This is a genomic window from Eubacterium sp. An11 (assembly GCF_002161065.1).
GTDB lineage: Bacteria > Bacillota > Clostridia > Lachnospirales > Lachnospiraceae > Anaerobutyricum > Anaerobutyricum faecale.
Genome location: NZ_NFLV01000003.1, coordinates 190,888 through 207,250, shown reverse-complemented (window position 1 = coordinate 207,250; position 16,363 = coordinate 190,888). Strand labels below are relative to the sequence as shown.

Below are 16,363 nucleotides of genomic sequence, written 5' to 3'. Positions count from 1 at the left end.
TTTAAAAATGTATTTATCTCAGTCGTCTACCACCGGAACCGGGGTCTCATCCCATTTATCCAGATCATTGATATAAACTTTTGTCTCTCTGGCGATGACATTCGACAGGAGAAGCACCGCGATCAGGTTAGGAATGGCCATCAGAGCATTTAAAACATCGGCCAGCGCCCATACCACATCCAGAGTGACGATCGGAGCAATGGCTGCCACTATTATATAAAGCACACGATAAGGAATCAGTCCCTTTTTGCCGGCAAAATACTCAACGGCACGTTCGCCGTAATACGCCCAGCCAAGAATGGTGGAGTAAGCAAAACAGATAATACCCAGGGTCAGGATGATCGGTCCGAGGTATGGAATCTGTCCGAAGGCAAGAGTGGTCAGTACGCCGCCGTCGGTGATTTCATCGGCGTTGATGGCCGGATTTTTCATAATAGTGGAGACCAGTGTAAGACCGGTCATCAGGCAGACAACAACGGTATCCCAGAAAGTGCCGGTGGATGAAACAAGAGCCTGACGCACAGGGTTTCTTGTCTGTGCAGCTGCAGCTGCGATTGGGGCAGAACCCATACCGGATTCATTGGAGAACAATCCTCTGGCGATTCCGTATCGCATGGCCATCATGATACCGCTTCCCACAAGACCGCCGGCAGCGGCTCCAGGCTGGAAAGCGAGGCGGCAGATGGTTGTGATGGCCGGAATGATGTAGTCGTAATTGATGCAAAGGATGATCAGACATCCCAGTACATAAAAAATGGCCATAAAAGGCACCAGTTTTTCGCATACCCTTGAGATGGATTTTATTCCGCCGAAGATAACGAGAGCGGTCAGTACCGCGATGATGATCCCAATGATCTGCTTTGGAAATCCGACGTTTGCCTGCACCACATTGGCGATGGCGTTGACCTGGGTGGCACAACCGATTCCAAAGGAAGCAAATCCTGCGAATACAGCAAAAATTAAACCAAGAATCTTTCCGAGAGGCTGCCATTTCAATCCGCGGGAAAGAGCGTACATGGCGCCTCCCTGCATTCTTCCGTCTTTTTTCTTCACTCTGTACTTTACAGCAATTAAAGACTCAGAATATTTTGTGGCGATTCCAAATATACCGGACAGCCAGCACCATAATACGGCTCCCGGTCCGCCTAAAGCGATGGCTGTTCCCACGCCGACAATATTTCCGGTACCGATGGTCGCAGCCAGAGCGGTGGTCAGGGCGCCGAAGTTCGACACTTCACCTTCCGCATCCGGATCTTTTGTAACAGAAAGCTTGATCCCTTTTGTGATGGACTTCCACTGAATGAAGCGGGTCCGGAATGTCATAAAAATATGGGTGCCGAATAGTAAGATGATTAACCACCAGCCCCATATGACGTCGTCAATCTGATAGATTGCGTTACTTATTGCATCTAACATTTTCTCTCCTCCTTAAATCTTTTCTTTATCCGGTCAGAAGACCGAAAAACGCAAAAAGCACAAAGAGGTATCGCATACGATGCAATACCTCTTTGTCTCATCCTTCACTAGTTTACCGTAACGAAGCGATAATTTCAAGATAAAAAGACAAAAAATGTAGAAAAAACGACAGAATTTTATTTTTACGGACTGAAAAGCTTTAGATTATTTTGTTAATGAAATGTTGTTTCAAATGCAATACATATGTAACAAAGTGTCGTTGCTTATACTATAGATTTGTAGTATTATAAAAAATAGAGAAACAAGAAGGCAACAGAAGCCAGATTTAGAATCTGGCAAAAAGTATTGCGGGAGGTGCAAGATATGAAGAAAAGTTATGATGTGTTGATTTCTGTGATAATTACAGTTTTGGCACTGGCATATCCGTTTTGCCAGCGGGCAGCCAATGATTACGCCGACAGGACATTTAATGTCTGGCCGAATCTGTTGGTGCCGACAGTGTTTCCGATTATCATGGCGTTTTTTGTGGTACTGCTGGTCAGAGGTGAAGAAAAGAGCCTGCTGGTTCATCTGTTGTTTTTTATCGTAAATCTGGCTCTTGGTCATTATCTTTTCTGGTATAGTTCGTACGTTTTAGGAATTTTGCCGGTGTATCAGATACTCGCCGCGGCTTTGTTGCTTTTTGACTGGTGCGTATGGCGTCTGAAGACGGATAGATAAAGATTACCGGGAGGGATGGTTATGAAAACATGGAAAAAACCAATCATTGCTATTTTATGCCTGCTGGCGATCGCGCTGATTCTGTTCTTTGTTTTTCGCACTTCTTCTGATTGGAGGAGTGAGACGGAAAACTGGGAGGCAGAATACCGGGAGTCCGGACGGAAGCTGCGTATCCGGTATCGTGGAGAGGACCGTCAGATCCGCTCCATGGATATCACGGTGCAGGCAGGGCTGGAGACCTCGCGGAAACATGAAGAATATGACGAAGGGGAATATCTCCACCAGGGGAAAGAGATAACCGTCAGTCTCAATGACACGAAACTGAAATTCGACGAGATCAATATCCAGATTCAATGCGACGAAGAGACAGAAGAATTGATTCTGCATAAAAAATGACAGCAGGAGATATCCTGAGACAGGAGGGACGGCAATGATCAAAATATATACGGCCGCTGATGAGATGGAAGCTATGGCGCTTTCAGACGCATTGAAAGCACAGGGAATTGAGGCCTGTACCTTTTCCGAAGGCAGCGGAGACTATGTGAAAATTGTCTGGGGAATGTCCATGAAAGGAAACGGAATCTATGTGCAGGAGGAGGATGAAAAGAGCGCGGCGGAGATTATAAAACAGCATACCGCCCGGACAATGGCAGACAGCCGGCATGCCGGCGAACCGGGGTATGATGCGGATATGGCCGGAGCTGTAACGGTACCGTGGTACAGAAACCGGATGATTGCCGCGCGGGCAGTTCTCGGATGGCTGGCAGTTATGACTCTTCTGCTATGCATTTTCCAGATTTTGTTTTGAGACTTGGAAAGAGGTATTTTTATTGAAATATAAGAAAAAAATATTCTTTATAATACTCATTATTCTTTTTGCCCTGTATTTCCTGAACTACTCGTATGGAAAGCTTTTGTGGAAGAATGCCCTGTATTTTCCTGACAGTAAAGATACGGTGGTGACAGTGAAAAGTTATGATGACAACGGCAGTTCTTTGGAATTAGATGAGGAAGAAAAAAACACCTTATTTGATTTGATAAAGAAAGAAGCACAGTTTAAGGGATACAGCAGTCAAAATGCGATTTCTCCAATTGTGCAGGGAGAAGGGATTTTTTCAGTGGTGATTACCGGCAACGAATATTTTTCTGTGTTTTATCTGTCAGAAGAATCTGAGAAGACGGTTTTATGCGTGGATGATCATTATATAAAAACAGGGGAGATGCGGCAGACCAAAAGTTTTGTCAGCAAGCTTTTTGAATGAGAGTGTGTACAAGACGATCCGGTGTCCGATGTGGATGCCGGATTTTTTTGCGCATATATTGGCGAAAGTTTTGCGGCGGTCATGGAGGAATCTGTGAAAAAATTTGTCCGGGCGTAATCATTTTTTCTCTTTGATTCGTTATAGTAAATAAGGGGATACCCGGAAAGGAAGGTTCTGATGCGCCCGGATAAAGCAAAGGAAGATAATAAACAGAATACGCGGGAACAGCCGGATGTGCTGGAAGAAGTGATTACCCGGTATTATCCGGAGATTTTTAAATATTGTCTCTGGCATGCGCCCGGGCCGTCCATGGCGGAGGATGCCGCTCAGGAAACTTTTCTCAAACTGGTGAGGTACTTCAATGAGAAGCTGACCGGGAAGAAATATGCCAGGGGAAGAAAGGGAAAAGGCGAAGAAGGGAAAAATCGGGCAGGGAAGGAAGATTTCCGTTCTATCCGCCCGCTTTTATACCGGATCGCCGCCAATACATGCATTGATATGAGACGAAAAAAGAGCAGTCAGGAGCTGTCGCTTGAGAGTCTGGCAGAATACGATGACCGGGAAGGAAGATCGAAAGAACTGTGGAAAGATGCCGAAAGAGAACCCGCAGGGCGGGCGGAAACCGGCTATGAGAGAGTAGATTCTGATATGGAAGTACTGCGGCTGGTGGAGAAGCTGCCGGAAGGACAAAAGGAGATCGTGATTTTGCGCTGCTCGCAGGATCTGACCATGCGGGAGATCGCGGAGATTGTGGGGCTGCCCCTGCGGACGGTGCAGTCCCGGCTGCGGGCTGCCCTGAAATATCTGAAAAATGAACTGGAAAAGGAGGAAGGTTTTTAATGGAAGAGAAATTGCGGGAGATGATGCATCAGATGCCTGTGCCGGATGCGGAGAGCGGGCTTTCCCGGACCATTGCCCTGGCAAAGATTGAGGCGGGGAGACAAAAGAGGAGCGAAAGGATTTCTTTTGCCAGGTTTTTCTGGCTTCAGGGGAAATATGTGGGATGGAAAATATGGGCAGCGCAGCTATGTATGCTTCTGTTGATCACGGCGCTGACTGTATCAACGTTTGGAACTGGTTTCATGCAGATTCCGGTCTATGCCATCCGGTATCTCAGTGCCTTTTCCGGTCTGATCATGCTCAGTGCAGTGCCATTTTTCTGTCGTCCCGGCCGGTGGAAGATGAGTGAACTGGAGGCAGCATCCTATATGTCTTCAAAGACATTGCTGGCGGCAAAATTAATCTGGACGGGAGCAGGGAACATCAGTGTACTGACAGGGGTTTTCCTTGTCATGACGAGACACTCTGTTCTGGATACACTGCGGACAGGGCTGTGTCTGCTGTTTCCTTTCCTGTGTATGGCGGCCGGCTGTCTGTTCTTTTTATCTCATCTGCGTTCCAACCATCTGCCATGGGCGTCTGCCGGACTTTTCGCGGTTGTTTTTTTGTTGATAATGAGATGGAGCCATTGGCAGCCCTATCTCTATTCAGAAGACAGTTTTCCGGCAATGCCGTTGATGTTCGCGGTTGTACTGATTTTGCTGGTTTTCCTGTGTGTGTATCAGCTCTGGTATCTGATGTGCCGGTCGGATTATGAAGAGCTGCAGTTGGCGGACGGGGTGTGACAGTGCAGCAATGATGCCCCGGAAACACGCGGCTCATGCAATTTCCCGGGCATATGGCCGAACTGTTATGACAATTTCATTTTTAGCAAAAAGAGGCTTGTACATTTCCCGGGTTAGTGATACTATGAATCGGATTTATAATTAAGAAAGAAAAAGGGGAGTAATCTGATGATTCATTTATTGCTGATTATCATTTATCTGGCGTTTATCAGCCTGGGACTGCCGGATGCGCTGCTGGGTTCCGCGTGGCCATCCATGTACAAAGAGTTTTCTGTGCCGGTTTCTTTTTCCGGAATGATTTTTATGATCATAGCGGCAGGAACCATTGTCTCCAGTTTGCAGAGTGATCGTCTGACCAGGAAACTGGGAACGGGGAAGGTAACTGCGGTCAGTGTGCTGATGACTGCCATCGCTCTGTTTGGATTCTCTGTCAGCGGCTCCTTTGTGGCTCTCTGTCTCTGGGCGATTCCTTATGGCCTTGGGGCGGGGAGCGTGGATGCGGCTCTCAACAATTATGTCGCCCTTCATTATAAAAGCCGTCATATGAGCTGGCTTCACTGTATGTGGGGAATCGGCGCCTCCGTCGGCCCATGTATCATGGGTCAGGTGCTGACCGGCGGACAGAGCTGGAATATGGGCTACCGTGCCATTTCTTTTCTGCAGATTGGCCTGACGGTACTTCTGTTCGTAAGTCTGCCGCTTTGGAGAAAAAAGGCTGCCGGGGCGGAGTTGGAAGCGGAACAGGGGAAAGAGACGAAGAATATCGCTGCGGGAGACAGTGGTGCAAAAACGGGCAGCGCCGCTGATGATTCCCAGGATTCCCTGCCGGCGGAGTCGGGCAGACCGCTTTCTCTGCGGGACATCGTGCGTATTCCGGGAGCAAAGGAGATGATGGTTTCCTTCTTCTGTTACAGTATGGTGGAGCAGACCACCAGCCTCTGGGCGGGAAGCTATCTGGTCCTTCATAAAGGAATGTCGGCGGAAAGTGCCGCAGGATTTGCCGGTCTGTTTTTTATCGGGATCACCGTGGGCCGTTTTTTCAGTGGATTCCTTACCATGAAGTTCAGTGATTCGCAGATGATTCGCCTGGGGCAGGCGATCATTCTTCTGGGGGTCGTTGCATTGCTGCTTCCTGTCGGCAATCTGGCCGCATTGTCAGGACTTTTGCTGCTGGGACTTGGCTGTGCGCCGATTTATCCGTCCATCATCCACTCCACACCGGAGAATTTCGGCCGAAGCAATTCTCAGGCTGTGATGGGAGTGCAGATGGCTTTCGCCTATGTGGGAACCTGTCTGATGCCTCCGGTGTTCGGTCTTATCGCCAACGGCGTCAGCGTATCGCTGTTTCCGCTGTATCTGCTGCTGGGCCTTGTGGTCATGGTACTGATGCACGAGAAAATGCTTCTCAAAAAAAGCGCAGGCCTTGCCGGGAAAAGAGCGGTATCCAATTAATCAATGTGCCGTACCCCCTGCTTTGCCATAGGGACTATCAATAAAATGGTTTTTCTTGATGAACGTATCAGGCTTCCTGAATAAGGGAGTCTGATTTTTTGCATTTTTATAAATCATTTTTTCTCTGTCGATCGTTATAGTAAATAAGAACAGATCACAGCTGTCATTGATGTTCTATTTAACAGGAGGGAATGCCATGGAATTATATTTGAATCACATTTCTAAGAAATATAAAGATAAAACTGCTGTTGATGACGTTACCCTGCGTCTGACGCCGGGAGTCTGGGGTCTGCTGGGAGCCAACGGCGCGGGAAAGACGACGGTGATGCGGATGATCGCTGGAATCATGCGGCCCACCGCAGGACAGGTGGAGTATGATGGCCTGCCGATTACCATGCTGAAAGAAAAATATCGGGATCGTTTTGGTTATCTGCCCCAGGATTTTGGTTTTTATCCGGAGTTTACGGTGAAAGACTATCTCTATTATGTGGCAGCGTTAAAGGGTCTTACGAAACGGGACGCGAAACGGAAAGTGGGAGAGCTGCTGGAACAGATGATGCTGACGGAGGTCCGCAACAAGAAAATCATCAAGCTTTCCGGAGGGATGAAGCGCCGGGTGGGCATTGCCCAGGCCCTTCTTAACGAGCCGGAGGTGTTGGTGCTGGACGAGCCCACCAGCGGACTGGACCCGGGAGAGAGGGTCCGTTTCCGTAATCTGCTCTCGGAGTTTGCCCACGATAAAATCGTGCTGATCTCCACGCACATTGTTTCAGATGTGGAGTACATCGCCATGCAGAACGCTATTATGAAAGACGGGAAAATCATCGCGGAAGGTTCCACGGAGGAGCTGACCCGGATGGTGGACGGAAAAGTATGGAATGGAAAAATACCGGAGAAGAAGCTGCTGGAATACGAACACCGGCTTCGGATCGTCAATCTGAGAAATGAGGAGGACGGTCGTATTTCTCTTCGTTATCTGGCGGATACGCCACAGATCGAGGGGAGTGTCCCTGCGGCGCCGAGGATGGAAGATTTGTACCTGTGGCTGTTCCCACAGGAGAAGAATGGAGGGATATCATGAGAATTTTTATACTGGAAATGAGAAAAATCTTACGGACAAGGATTACCTGGATTCTGCTGCTCGTGGCGCTGCTGTTCTCTGCTTTGATGGCGTATCTTCCGGTAACTTTCGAGGGTGTCAGCTGCCGCGGCGACAGCGGAGAGAGGATAGAGCTCAGCGGTCTCGCGGCTGTCCGCTATATGAAAGAAGAGGGAGCAGAGATCTCCGGAGAAGTGACAACCGAAAAGATAACACAGGCGGTGCAGGAATATCAAAGTGCTCTGAAAGAATATGGGGTCACGGATAGTTTTGAGCTGCCGGAGGACGTTTACTATGACAGGCTGATGATTTACCAGCCATTTGTACATGGTGTGCGGGAGGTGTTTTCTGATGAAAAAACCGGCATGGCGCCGGGATTTTTGGACCTGAGCCTGGACGAAGTCGGTACATTTTATGAGAAGGCGCCGGTGCGGCTTGCCAATCTCATGCGGATGGAAGGCAGCAGTCAGAAAGACATAGACAAAGCACAGGTCATGTATGAGAAAGTGAAAAAGCCATTTCAGTATTATGAAGGCGTGTCCGGCAATTCCATGGACTATCAGGTATTATATATTTTTCTGCTGACAGTTTTCTGTGCCGTCATCGTATCACCCGTTTTTTCCATGGATTATCAGACCGGCGCGGATGACATCCTCCGGTGTACAAAATACGGACGTCTCCGTCTGGCAGTGATAAAAATACTGGCGGCACTTTTGATCACCGGTGTCACCTTCCTTTTGTGCGGTGTAGTCTGGATTCTCATGACAAACACCCTGTTTGGATGGGAGAGTACCAAAACATCCATGCAGATGATCTTTTCTGTCAGCAGCCTTCCGGCGCTTACCGTCGGGGAGCTGGAATGGGTCAATCTGCTGGGAAGTTTCCTGTTGTTTCTCTCTTTGATGAGCCTGATCCTGTTCCTTTCTTCCAGAATCAGAAACGCCGCTGTGGCCCTGGCCGCCGCCATGTTTTTCTGTATCCTGCCGATCCTTTCCTATGTGGGTGCGCCGGAAATCATCGGAAACTGGCTCCAGTGCCTTCTGCCTGGCGGGGCCATCGGGCTGAACAACAGTCTCATGTACGCCATGACAGAACTTGACTTCATGCACCTGGGCGGCCTTTCCGTCTGGAACGTACATCTGATGTTCATTGTCGCGGCCATCTGGATTCCGGTGCTGCTCATCGGAACGGTATGGTCTTATTGCCGGAGGAGTATGTGAAATTCTCCGGATATTTTCCGCAGCTCTTTGCTGAAAACTCTTTCGACATATGTTATCATAAATAAAATATGCAGAAGTTCCTGCCCGTGCATCACTGGAATAAAGGCCGGGCAGGAAAAACAGGAGAGGGGAGAACAAGCGGGGATGTTACTGGAGAAATTAAAAGAAGATGTACATTTTACCAATCATGAGAGAGATGTGGTGCATTACATCCTGAACCATCAGGAGCAGGTTCCGTCCATGTCTGCAGGAGAACTGGCGCGGGCGGCATATACCAGCAAGGCGACGGTGGTGCGTCTGTGCCAGAAACTGGGGTTGGCGGGGTATCAGGAATTTAAGCTTAAATTGGTGGAGGAGATAAATCAGAAGAACCGCATTGACCGGATGCTGGCCAACGAGCCTGTCAACGGGCAGAGCACTTACACGGATATCATCAATACGCTGCCGGTGCTCTATGACAAGGCCATCACCAACACCCGGCTTTCTTTTGACAAAAATGTGATGATCCGCATTAATAATTATCTGCAGGGAGCGGAGTGTATTGATATTTACGGAACGGGCATCAGCTATCATCTGGCTAAGGAAGCGGCCTTTAAATTTGCCACCCTGGGTATCGAGTGTTCCGCCTACGAGAGTATCAACGGACATTATCTGGCAGCGAGAAAGAATAAGAAGACTGTGGCCTTTCTGCTGAGCTTCACGGGAGCCAACCGGACGGTGGTCCGCATTGCCCGGTATCTGCGGGAAGCCACCGGCAATTATGTGGTGGGGATTGCGGGCCCTCACGGGGATACTCTTAAGAAGTGGTGCCATGAGACGGTGGAGATTCCCAACAGGGATTCTTTGCTGAGCCTTGATGTCATCAGTTCTTTTGCGGCTGCCAACTATGTGTTTGATGTCTTTTTTGCGCTCTGCCTGTCCAGACGGTATGAGGAACATACGGCGTCCTCCATTGAGATGCTGGACCACATGCATTTGCTGCTGAACCGGCCTTACTGGATGTACGACGAGGAGACGGTGGAGGGTGGCGGTCTCCGGGAGGAAAAGGAACGGGCCGCTGCCCGGGAGGACAGAAAGTACCGGGATGAAGAATATCGGGAAGTGGAAGACGGACAGCGCTAAACATGCCGGAAAGTGGAGGACGGACAAGAGTAAACATGACGGGAAGTGGAGAGCGGCAGAGAATAAAAATGTTAAAAATGGATCGCCGGATACATATAAAATAGTAAAAATGAACCTTCGTTTCAGAGACGGGGGTTCTTTTTTTGTGCATTTTGAAACAATGAATCTATCGCTTCTGTATTGGTTGTTCAGGATAGAGGGACATGCTATAGTGAGTCCATCAAAACAAAAGAGATACAGGAGGAGAGAAAAGTCATGGGAAAATATCATGCGCTTGCCGAAGATATCGTAAAGAATGTCGGCGGCAAAGAAAATGTACTGGGGCTGGTTCATTGTATCACAAGACTTCGTTTTACCCTGAAAGATGAGAGTCTTGCCAATGATGAAGTCCTGAAAAATATGGACGGAGTGGTCACCGTTATGAAAAGCGGCGGACAGTATCAGGTGGTCATCGGAAATCATGTGCCGGAAGTGTTTGAAGATGTGATGCCGCTTTTATCTTTATCAGAAGGAAATGCACCGGAGGAAGAGAAGAAGTCCGGCAAACTGCTGGACCGGGCCATCGACGTGGTGTCCGGTATCTTCCAGCCGATTTTAGGGATCATGGCCGCCTGCGGTATGTTAAAGGGACTGAACACTCTCTTGGTAACGCTGGGGCTTTACAGCGATACCTGCGGCGGATACATGATCATCAATGCGGCGGGCGATGCGCTGTTTACTTTCCTGCCGCTGTTCCTCGGGTATACAGCGGCAAAGAAATTCAAATTAAAACCAATGCTCGGTCTGGCCATCGGCGCTGCCATGTGTTATCCGGCCATTCAGCAGAGCGCTCTTTCCGCAGCAGGAGAACCTCTTTACAACATCTTGTCGGGAACGATGTTTTCCTCACCGGTGTACATCGACTTTTTCGGCATCCCGATCATTTCCGTGGATTATACGGGAACAGTGATCCCGGTCATCCTGGCTGTGTGGTTCGCATCCAAATGCGAGAAACTCTTTAACAAATTTATTCCGGATCTGGTGAAATTCTTCTTTGTGCCGATGCTGACACTGCTCATCACCCTGCCGGTTGCCATTTTGTTCCTCGGACCGATCGCGACCTTCGGCTCCACATTGATTTCAGAATTTACGCTGGCCATCCGCAGCTTCAGTCCGCTGCTGGCAGGCGCCGTGGTGGGAGCTACCTGGCAGATTCTCGTTATTTTCGGCATGCACTGGGGCTTCATCCCGGTTTATATCAATAACGTCATGACGCTTGGCTATGATAATGTGATGATGCCGTTCTTTGCATGTACCTTTGCAACATCCGCTGTTGTTCTTGCCATCTTCTTTAAGACGAAGGACAAACAGTTAAAGGAAATGGCGATTCCGAACTTCATTTCCGGTATATTCGGCGTCACAGAACCGGCCATTTACGGTATTCTGCTGCCGCTCAAGAAACCATTTATTTTAAGCTGTATTGCCGGCGGTATCGGCGGCGCCTTCTACGGACACTTTAATTTCCGTAAATTCATCCTGGGCGGCATGGGTATTTTCGAGCTGCCAAACATGATGAATCCGGACGGAACCATGGGAAATATCATCGTGGCTTTTGCGGGAATCGGCATTACCATGGTCATCGCCTTTGCTTTGACCATGATCTTCTATAAAGATAAAGAGCCGGCTGCAGTGGCCGACGACGCAGCAAATGTATCGGCAGCTGAGGCTGGTGCATCCACAGCAAATGTATCGGAGGCAAATGCGTCTGCAGCAGAGGAAAGCGGCGTATCCGCAAAAACTAATCATGCTACAGATAAAAAAGAAATGGTCATCGCAAGTCCTCTGAAAGGAACAGTGGTAAATTTATCTGATGTGCAGGATGAGGCGTTTTCTTCCGGAGCCCTTGGAAAGGGCGCAGCGGTGATGCCGGCGGAGGGAGTCATCTATGCACCGGCGGACGGAACCATTTCCGCCTTCTTCCCGACAGGTCACGCCATCGGCATGACCACCACGGATGGTGTGGAACTTCTGATCCATGTGGGTATGGACACGGTGCAGCTGGAAGGAAAAGGGTTTACCCCTCTGGCAAAGGCTGGTGATGTGGTGAAAAAAGGGCAGAAACTGCTGGAGTTCGATATGGATTTGATCACAAAAGCCGGATTTTCTATGGTGACACCGGTGCTGGTGGCTAACACCGCAGAGTACGCCGCTGTGATTCCTGTCAACAAAGAAAATGTTTCCGCAGGAGATGCGCTGATTTGCGTTCAAAGATAATGAAAATATAAGAAAAGGGTATCAGATAATTTTTGTATAAATGTAAGACCGGCGGAAATGGGGATTACAATGGCCGGTCTTACACAGATGAGAGGATAAGAACATGCAGAAAGATTTTTTATGGGGCGGCGCCACGGCGGCCAATCAGTCCGAGGGCGGTTATGATAAAGACGGACGGGGACCGGCGCTGGTGGATGTACTTCCCCACGGGAAGTACCGGATGCCGGTGATGGAAGGCGTTATGAATTATAAAGAACTTCCGGAAGATTCCTTTTATCCGGGCAGGGAGGCCGTGGATGTATACGGGCATTATAAAGAGGACATTGCGTTGTTCGCGGAACTGGGATTGAAATGTTATCGATTTTCCATCTCCTGGTCCCGTATTTTTCCCACGGGAGAGGAAAAAGAGCCCAATGAAGCAGGTCTACGTTTTTATGATGCGTTTATTGACGAGCTGCTCAAATATCACATTGAACCCATTGTGACCATCTGCCACTTTGATATACCGCTGGCACTTGTGGACAAGTACGGCTCCTGGAGAAGCCGCCGGGTCATCGACTGTTATGTGCGTTACTGTGAAACGCTCTTCAGGCGCTATGAGAAAAAAGTCCGCTACTGGATTACCTTCAACGAGATCAACATGCTCATGCATCTGCCGTTCATGGGAGCCGGTATCTGTTTTGAGGAAGGGGAAAATCAGCTTCAGGTAAAATATCAGGCAGCGCATAATGAGCTGGTGGCTTCGGCACTGGCCACAAAACTGGCCCATGAGATCAACCCGGATTTTCAGATTGGCTGTATGCTGGCGGCAGGCAGCGTATATCCTTATAGCTGCAATCCGGACGATGTGTGGGAGAGCATGAAAAAAGACCGGGAGAATTATTTCTTCATCGATGTGCAGGTGAGAGGAGAATATCCGTCTTATGCGAAAAAATTTCTGGAAAAAGAGGGCATCCGCCTGGAGACTGGTGTGGATGATGCCAGGATTTTAAAGGAGAACACGGTGGATTTTGTCTCTCTTTCCTATTATAACAGCCGATGTGTCCGGGCAGACGGACAGGGAGAGGCTTCGGGAGGAAATGTATTTGCCTCCGCCAAAAATCCGTATCTTACCTGCAGTCAGTGGGGATGGCCCATCGATCCGACAGGGCTGCGCATTACCTTAAACGCCCTTTATGACCGCTATCAGAAGCCGTTGTTCATTGTGGAAAACGGTCTGGGCGCCATGGATCAGGTGGAGGAGGACGGAAGCATTCAGGATGATTACCGCATTGATTATCTGCGTTCCCACATTTTGGCCATGATGCAGGCGGTGGATGAGGATGGCGTAGAACTTTTGGGGTACACTCCGTGGGGCTGTGTGGATCTGATCAGCGCCACCACCGGAGAGATGTCCAAACGATACGGGCTCATCTACGTGGACAAGGATAACGCGGGAAACGGAACCCTGAACCGCACAAGAAAAAAATCGTTTCACTGGTATAAGGCAGTGATAGCCGCAAATGGAGAGAACTTAAAAGAATAGAGAATTTAAAACGACAGAATAATCAAAAGAATAGAGAATTTAAAAAACAATGATTTCCTCTTTGCCGGATCATAAGGCACCCAAAAGTCAGACAGAAACTCTGATCATTGGGAAAATGCGTCCGGCAGAGAGGTTTTTTTACAAAAAGGAGTTGTACATTTTTTTCCTTTGTGCTAGAATCAAATTTGTATGTATAAAATAGGAGAGAATATGTATACTTTATTGACGAAAGACGGCCTGGCAAAAAGAGGCAGGCTCGAGACAGTGCACGGCACCATTGAGACGCCGGTTTTCATGAATGTGGGAACGGTGGGCGCCATCAAGGGAGCGGTCAGCACGGACGATTTAAAAACAATAGGAACCCAGGTAGAGCTGTCCAATACCTACCATCTGCATGTGCGGACGGGAGATGAGCTGATCAAGAAGTTTGGCGGACTCCATAAATTTATGGCGTGGGACAGGCCGATTCTCACGGATTCCGGCGGCTTTCAGGTGTTTTCCCTCTCAGGGCTCCGGCGCATTAAGGAAGAGGGCGTATATTTCCAGTCTCACATTGATGGCCATCACATTTTCATGGGACCGGAGGAGAGCATGCAGATTCAGTCGAATCTTGGCTCGACCATTGCCATGGCCTTTGACGAATGTCCCCCGAGTAAGGCGGATGAATCCTATATCCGCAATTCTGTGGCGCGGACAACCCGCTGGCTGGCACGGTGTAAGACGAAGATGGCGGAGCTGAACAGCCTGCCGGATACGGTGAATCCGCATCAGCTTTTATTTGGCATCAATCAGGGTGGAGTTCTGGCGGATGTGCGGAAGGAACACGCACGGATCATCAGCGAGATGAATCTGGATGGGTATGCCATCGGCGGTCTGGCAGTAGGCGAGACCCACGAGGAGATGTATCACATCCTCGATGAGACAGTGCCTTGTCTTCCGGAGAATAAGCCGACGTATCTGATGGGAGTGGGAACACCGGCCAACATCATAGAGGCCGTGGACCGGGGTGTTGATTTCTTTGACTGCGTCTATCCGTCGAGAAACGGACGGCACGGACATGTCTACACAGCCCACGGGAAGCTGAATCTTTTTAATAAAAAATATGAACTGGACCCAAGACCTATTGAGGAGGGCTGCGGATGTCCGGCGTGCAGGACTTACAGCCGCGCCTATATCAGACATCTTCTGAAGGCAAAGGAAATGCTCGGCATGCGTCTTTGTGTTCTCCATAACCTGTATTTTTATAATCATCTGATGGAGCGCATACGGACAGCCATCGAGGAACATCGGTATAAGGAGTTCAAGAAAGAGACTCTGGAAGGATTTCTGACACCGGAAGAGACATGATTTCGTTATTATAATTCTGTTATAATAATATAGAAAGAAAAGAAAATGGAGGTATCACATGTTATTAAATCAGGCAGCAAGTGCTAACATTATAACAATTGTTTTGTATGTTGTTGTTTTTGGAGCGATCATCTATTTCATGATGGTTCGTCCGCAGAGAAAGCAGCAGAAAGAATCTGCAGCCATGCACGCCAGCATGCAGGCGGGAGACAGCGTTCTCACCACCAGCGGATTCTACGGTGTGATCATCGATATCATGGATAACACGGTGATCGTTGAGTTTGGTAACAATCGTAACTGCCGTATCCCGATGCAGAAGGATGCCATCGCGGCAGTGGAGAAACCAAATCTTTCCAAAACAGAAGAAGAATAAGAAGACAGACTGCCGCGGGAGCGTACATCAAAAAGATGAGCTGCCGCGGCAGTTTTCATTTTCACAGGTCTAAAATAGCTTTCCTTCTCATAAATTGTAAAAAAGTTCTGAGGTGTCACCATGAAAACAGAAGGAATCTTTGTAAGTTCCGCCGGAAAAAAGGTGTTTTCACTTCTCATTGGCGCGGTGGCAGCGGCCCTGATGACGCTCCTTCTCATCGGAATCTTCGCATTTATCATGCTCAAAACAGAAATGTCTCCCGGCGTGGAGGGAATCGGCATTATCTGTATCAGCGTGGTCTCCTGTTTTGCGGGAGGATTTTTCTGTGGGAGACGCAATGATACAAGGGGATTTTTGTGGGGACTTGCTGTGGGATGTCTGTATTTTCTGTTTTTACTGCTGCTCAGGGCTGGCAGCGGGCAGGAATTGTCCACAAAGGCGTTTTCTCTTTTTACCACATTTTTGTACTGCGCCGGCAGCGGGATGCTGGGCGGAATGTTAAGCTGAAAAAAACTCTTCCTTTATAAAATCGTTTGTGATATACTACACAAAGGAGTGTCGTTTTATGGCACGGTAATTTGAGACGGCCGGTTCAGGCGTCGTTTCAGACTACATAGAAGATTATGAGCAAGGAGGCATTTGGTATGAAGCGTGTTAAAACACTTACTGGCAACAAGACATATGCTGTAAGCATGTGCAAAGGCGGATGCGGAGAATGTCAGACATCCTGTCAGTCCGCGTGCAAGACATCCTGTACGGTTGGTAACCAGACTTGCGAGAACAACAAATAATTGAACCGCAGAATAATGGGGTGAGCAGAGGAATCTGTTCACCCTGTCTGTTGTGTCATGGGATTTATGGACAGGATGCGCCGTCAGAGGGAACTGCGTCCGGATGGGGCAGTCCATAACTGTCATGATATGAGATGAAATCATAACAATTATGATAC

18 protein-coding genes are annotated in these 16,363 nt (G+C 48.7%); 17 read left to right on the top strand and 1 reads right to left on the bottom strand.

Translation table 11 applies throughout. The features are described from left to right. Positions 1-18: 18 nt before the first annotated feature. A complete protein-coding gene (locus tag B5E53_RS04285; protein WP_087312807.1) occupies positions 19-1,416 on the bottom strand; it encodes a sodium:alanine symporter family protein in 1,398 nt (465 codons plus the stop codon). Positions 1,417-1,779: 363 nt separating this feature from the next. On the opposite strand from B5E53_RS04285, the gene B5E53_RS04280 reads away from it, so the two are divergent. From B5E53_RS04280 to scfA, 17 genes are all read left to right on the top strand, one after another. Further along, positions 1,780-2,136, top strand: a complete 357-nt coding sequence (locus B5E53_RS04280) for a hypothetical protein (RefSeq protein WP_087312806.1) — start codon at positions 1,780-1,782, stop codon at positions 2,134-2,136. A gap of 21 nt (positions 2,137-2,157) precedes the next feature. Continuing rightward, entirely contained in the window at positions 2,158-2,532 is a 375-nt protein-coding gene (locus B5E53_RS04275) for a hypothetical protein (protein ID WP_087312805.1), read from the top strand. Between the two features lie 34 nt (positions 2,533-2,566). Next, the gene (locus B5E53_RS04270; protein WP_087312804.1) at positions 2,567-2,944 is read left to right on the top strand and encodes a DUF2007 domain-containing protein; all 378 of its coding nucleotides are present in this window, start codon (positions 2,567-2,569) and stop codon (positions 2,942-2,944) included. 22 nt (positions 2,945-2,966) lie between these two features. Then, positions 2,967-3,398 (top strand): hypothetical protein, encoded by a 432-nt coding sequence (locus tag B5E53_RS04265; protein WP_087312803.1) that lies wholly within the window; start codon positions 2,967-2,969, stop codon positions 3,396-3,398. A gap of 177 nt (positions 3,399-3,575) precedes the next feature. Further along, positions 3,576-4,238, top strand: a complete 663-nt coding sequence (locus B5E53_RS04260; RefSeq protein WP_087312802.1) for an RNA polymerase sigma factor — start codon at positions 3,576-3,578, stop codon at positions 4,236-4,238. Further along, positions 4,238-5,023: a hypothetical protein gene (locus B5E53_RS04255; protein WP_087312801.1), complete on the top strand. Its 786-nt coding sequence runs from the start codon at positions 4,238-4,240 to the stop codon at positions 5,021-5,023. Before B5E53_RS04260 ends, B5E53_RS04255 begins: the two co-directional genes overlap by 1 nt. A gap of 168 nt (positions 5,024-5,191) precedes the next feature. Further along, positions 5,192-6,475 carry an MFS transporter gene (locus tag B5E53_RS04250; protein ID WP_087312800.1) on the top strand — a complete coding sequence of 428 codons (1,284 nt, stop codon included), beginning with the start codon at positions 5,192-5,194 and terminating at the stop codon, positions 6,473-6,475. Between the two features lie 196 nt (positions 6,476-6,671). Then, on the top strand, positions 6,672-7,556 hold the full coding sequence (locus tag B5E53_RS04245; protein ID WP_087312799.1) for an ABC transporter ATP-binding protein: 885 nt from the start codon (positions 6,672-6,674) through the stop codon (positions 7,554-7,556). Next, positions 7,553-8,794, top strand: a complete 1,242-nt coding sequence (locus B5E53_RS04240) for a hypothetical protein (RefSeq protein ID WP_087312798.1) — start codon at positions 7,553-7,555, stop codon at positions 8,792-8,794. Before B5E53_RS04245 ends, B5E53_RS04240 begins: the two co-directional genes overlap by 4 nt. A 144-nt stretch (positions 8,795-8,938) precedes the next feature. Then, positions 8,939-9,916 carry a MurR/RpiR family transcriptional regulator gene (locus B5E53_RS04235; protein WP_087312839.1) on the top strand — a complete coding sequence of 326 codons (978 nt, stop codon included), beginning with the start codon at positions 8,939-8,941 and terminating at the stop codon, positions 9,914-9,916. Beyond that, a complete protein-coding gene (locus B5E53_RS04230) occupies positions 9,879-10,208 on the top strand; it encodes a hypothetical protein (protein ID WP_087312797.1) in 330 nt (109 codons plus the stop codon). Before B5E53_RS04235 ends, B5E53_RS04230 begins: the two co-directional genes overlap by 38 nt. After that, the gene (locus B5E53_RS04225; protein ID WP_087312796.1) at positions 10,172-12,169 is read left to right on the top strand and encodes a beta-glucoside-specific PTS transporter subunit IIABC; all 1,998 of its coding nucleotides are present in this window, start codon (positions 10,172-10,174) and stop codon (positions 12,167-12,169) included. Before B5E53_RS04230 ends, B5E53_RS04225 begins: the two co-directional genes overlap by 37 nt. A gap of 103 nt (positions 12,170-12,272) precedes the next feature. After that, on the top strand, positions 12,273-13,694 hold the full coding sequence (locus B5E53_RS04220; protein WP_087312795.1) for a 6-phospho-beta-glucosidase: 1,422 nt from the start codon (positions 12,273-12,275) through the stop codon (positions 13,692-13,694). Positions 13,695-13,904: 210 nt separating this feature from the next. Further along, positions 13,905-15,041, top strand: coding sequence for a tRNA guanosine(34) transglycosylase Tgt (gene tgt, locus B5E53_RS04215; protein WP_087312794.1), 1,137 nt, complete (start codon positions 13,905-13,907; stop codon positions 15,039-15,041). Positions 15,042-15,099: 58 nt separating this feature from the next. Beyond that, positions 15,100-15,414 (top strand): preprotein translocase subunit YajC, encoded by a 315-nt coding sequence (gene yajC / locus B5E53_RS04210; RefSeq protein WP_087312793.1) that lies wholly within the window; start codon positions 15,100-15,102, stop codon positions 15,412-15,414. A 120-nt stretch (positions 15,415-15,534) separates the two neighbouring features. After that, a complete protein-coding gene (locus B5E53_RS04205) occupies positions 15,535-15,921 on the top strand; it encodes a TIGR04086 family membrane protein (protein WP_087312792.1) in 387 nt (128 codons plus the stop codon). A gap of 137 nt (positions 15,922-16,058) precedes the next feature. Beyond that, a complete protein-coding gene (gene scfA, locus B5E53_RS04200) occupies positions 16,059-16,205 on the top strand; it encodes a six-cysteine ranthipeptide SCIFF (RefSeq protein ID WP_087279556.1) in 147 nt (48 codons plus the stop codon). Positions 16,206-16,363: the final 158 nt, after the last annotated feature.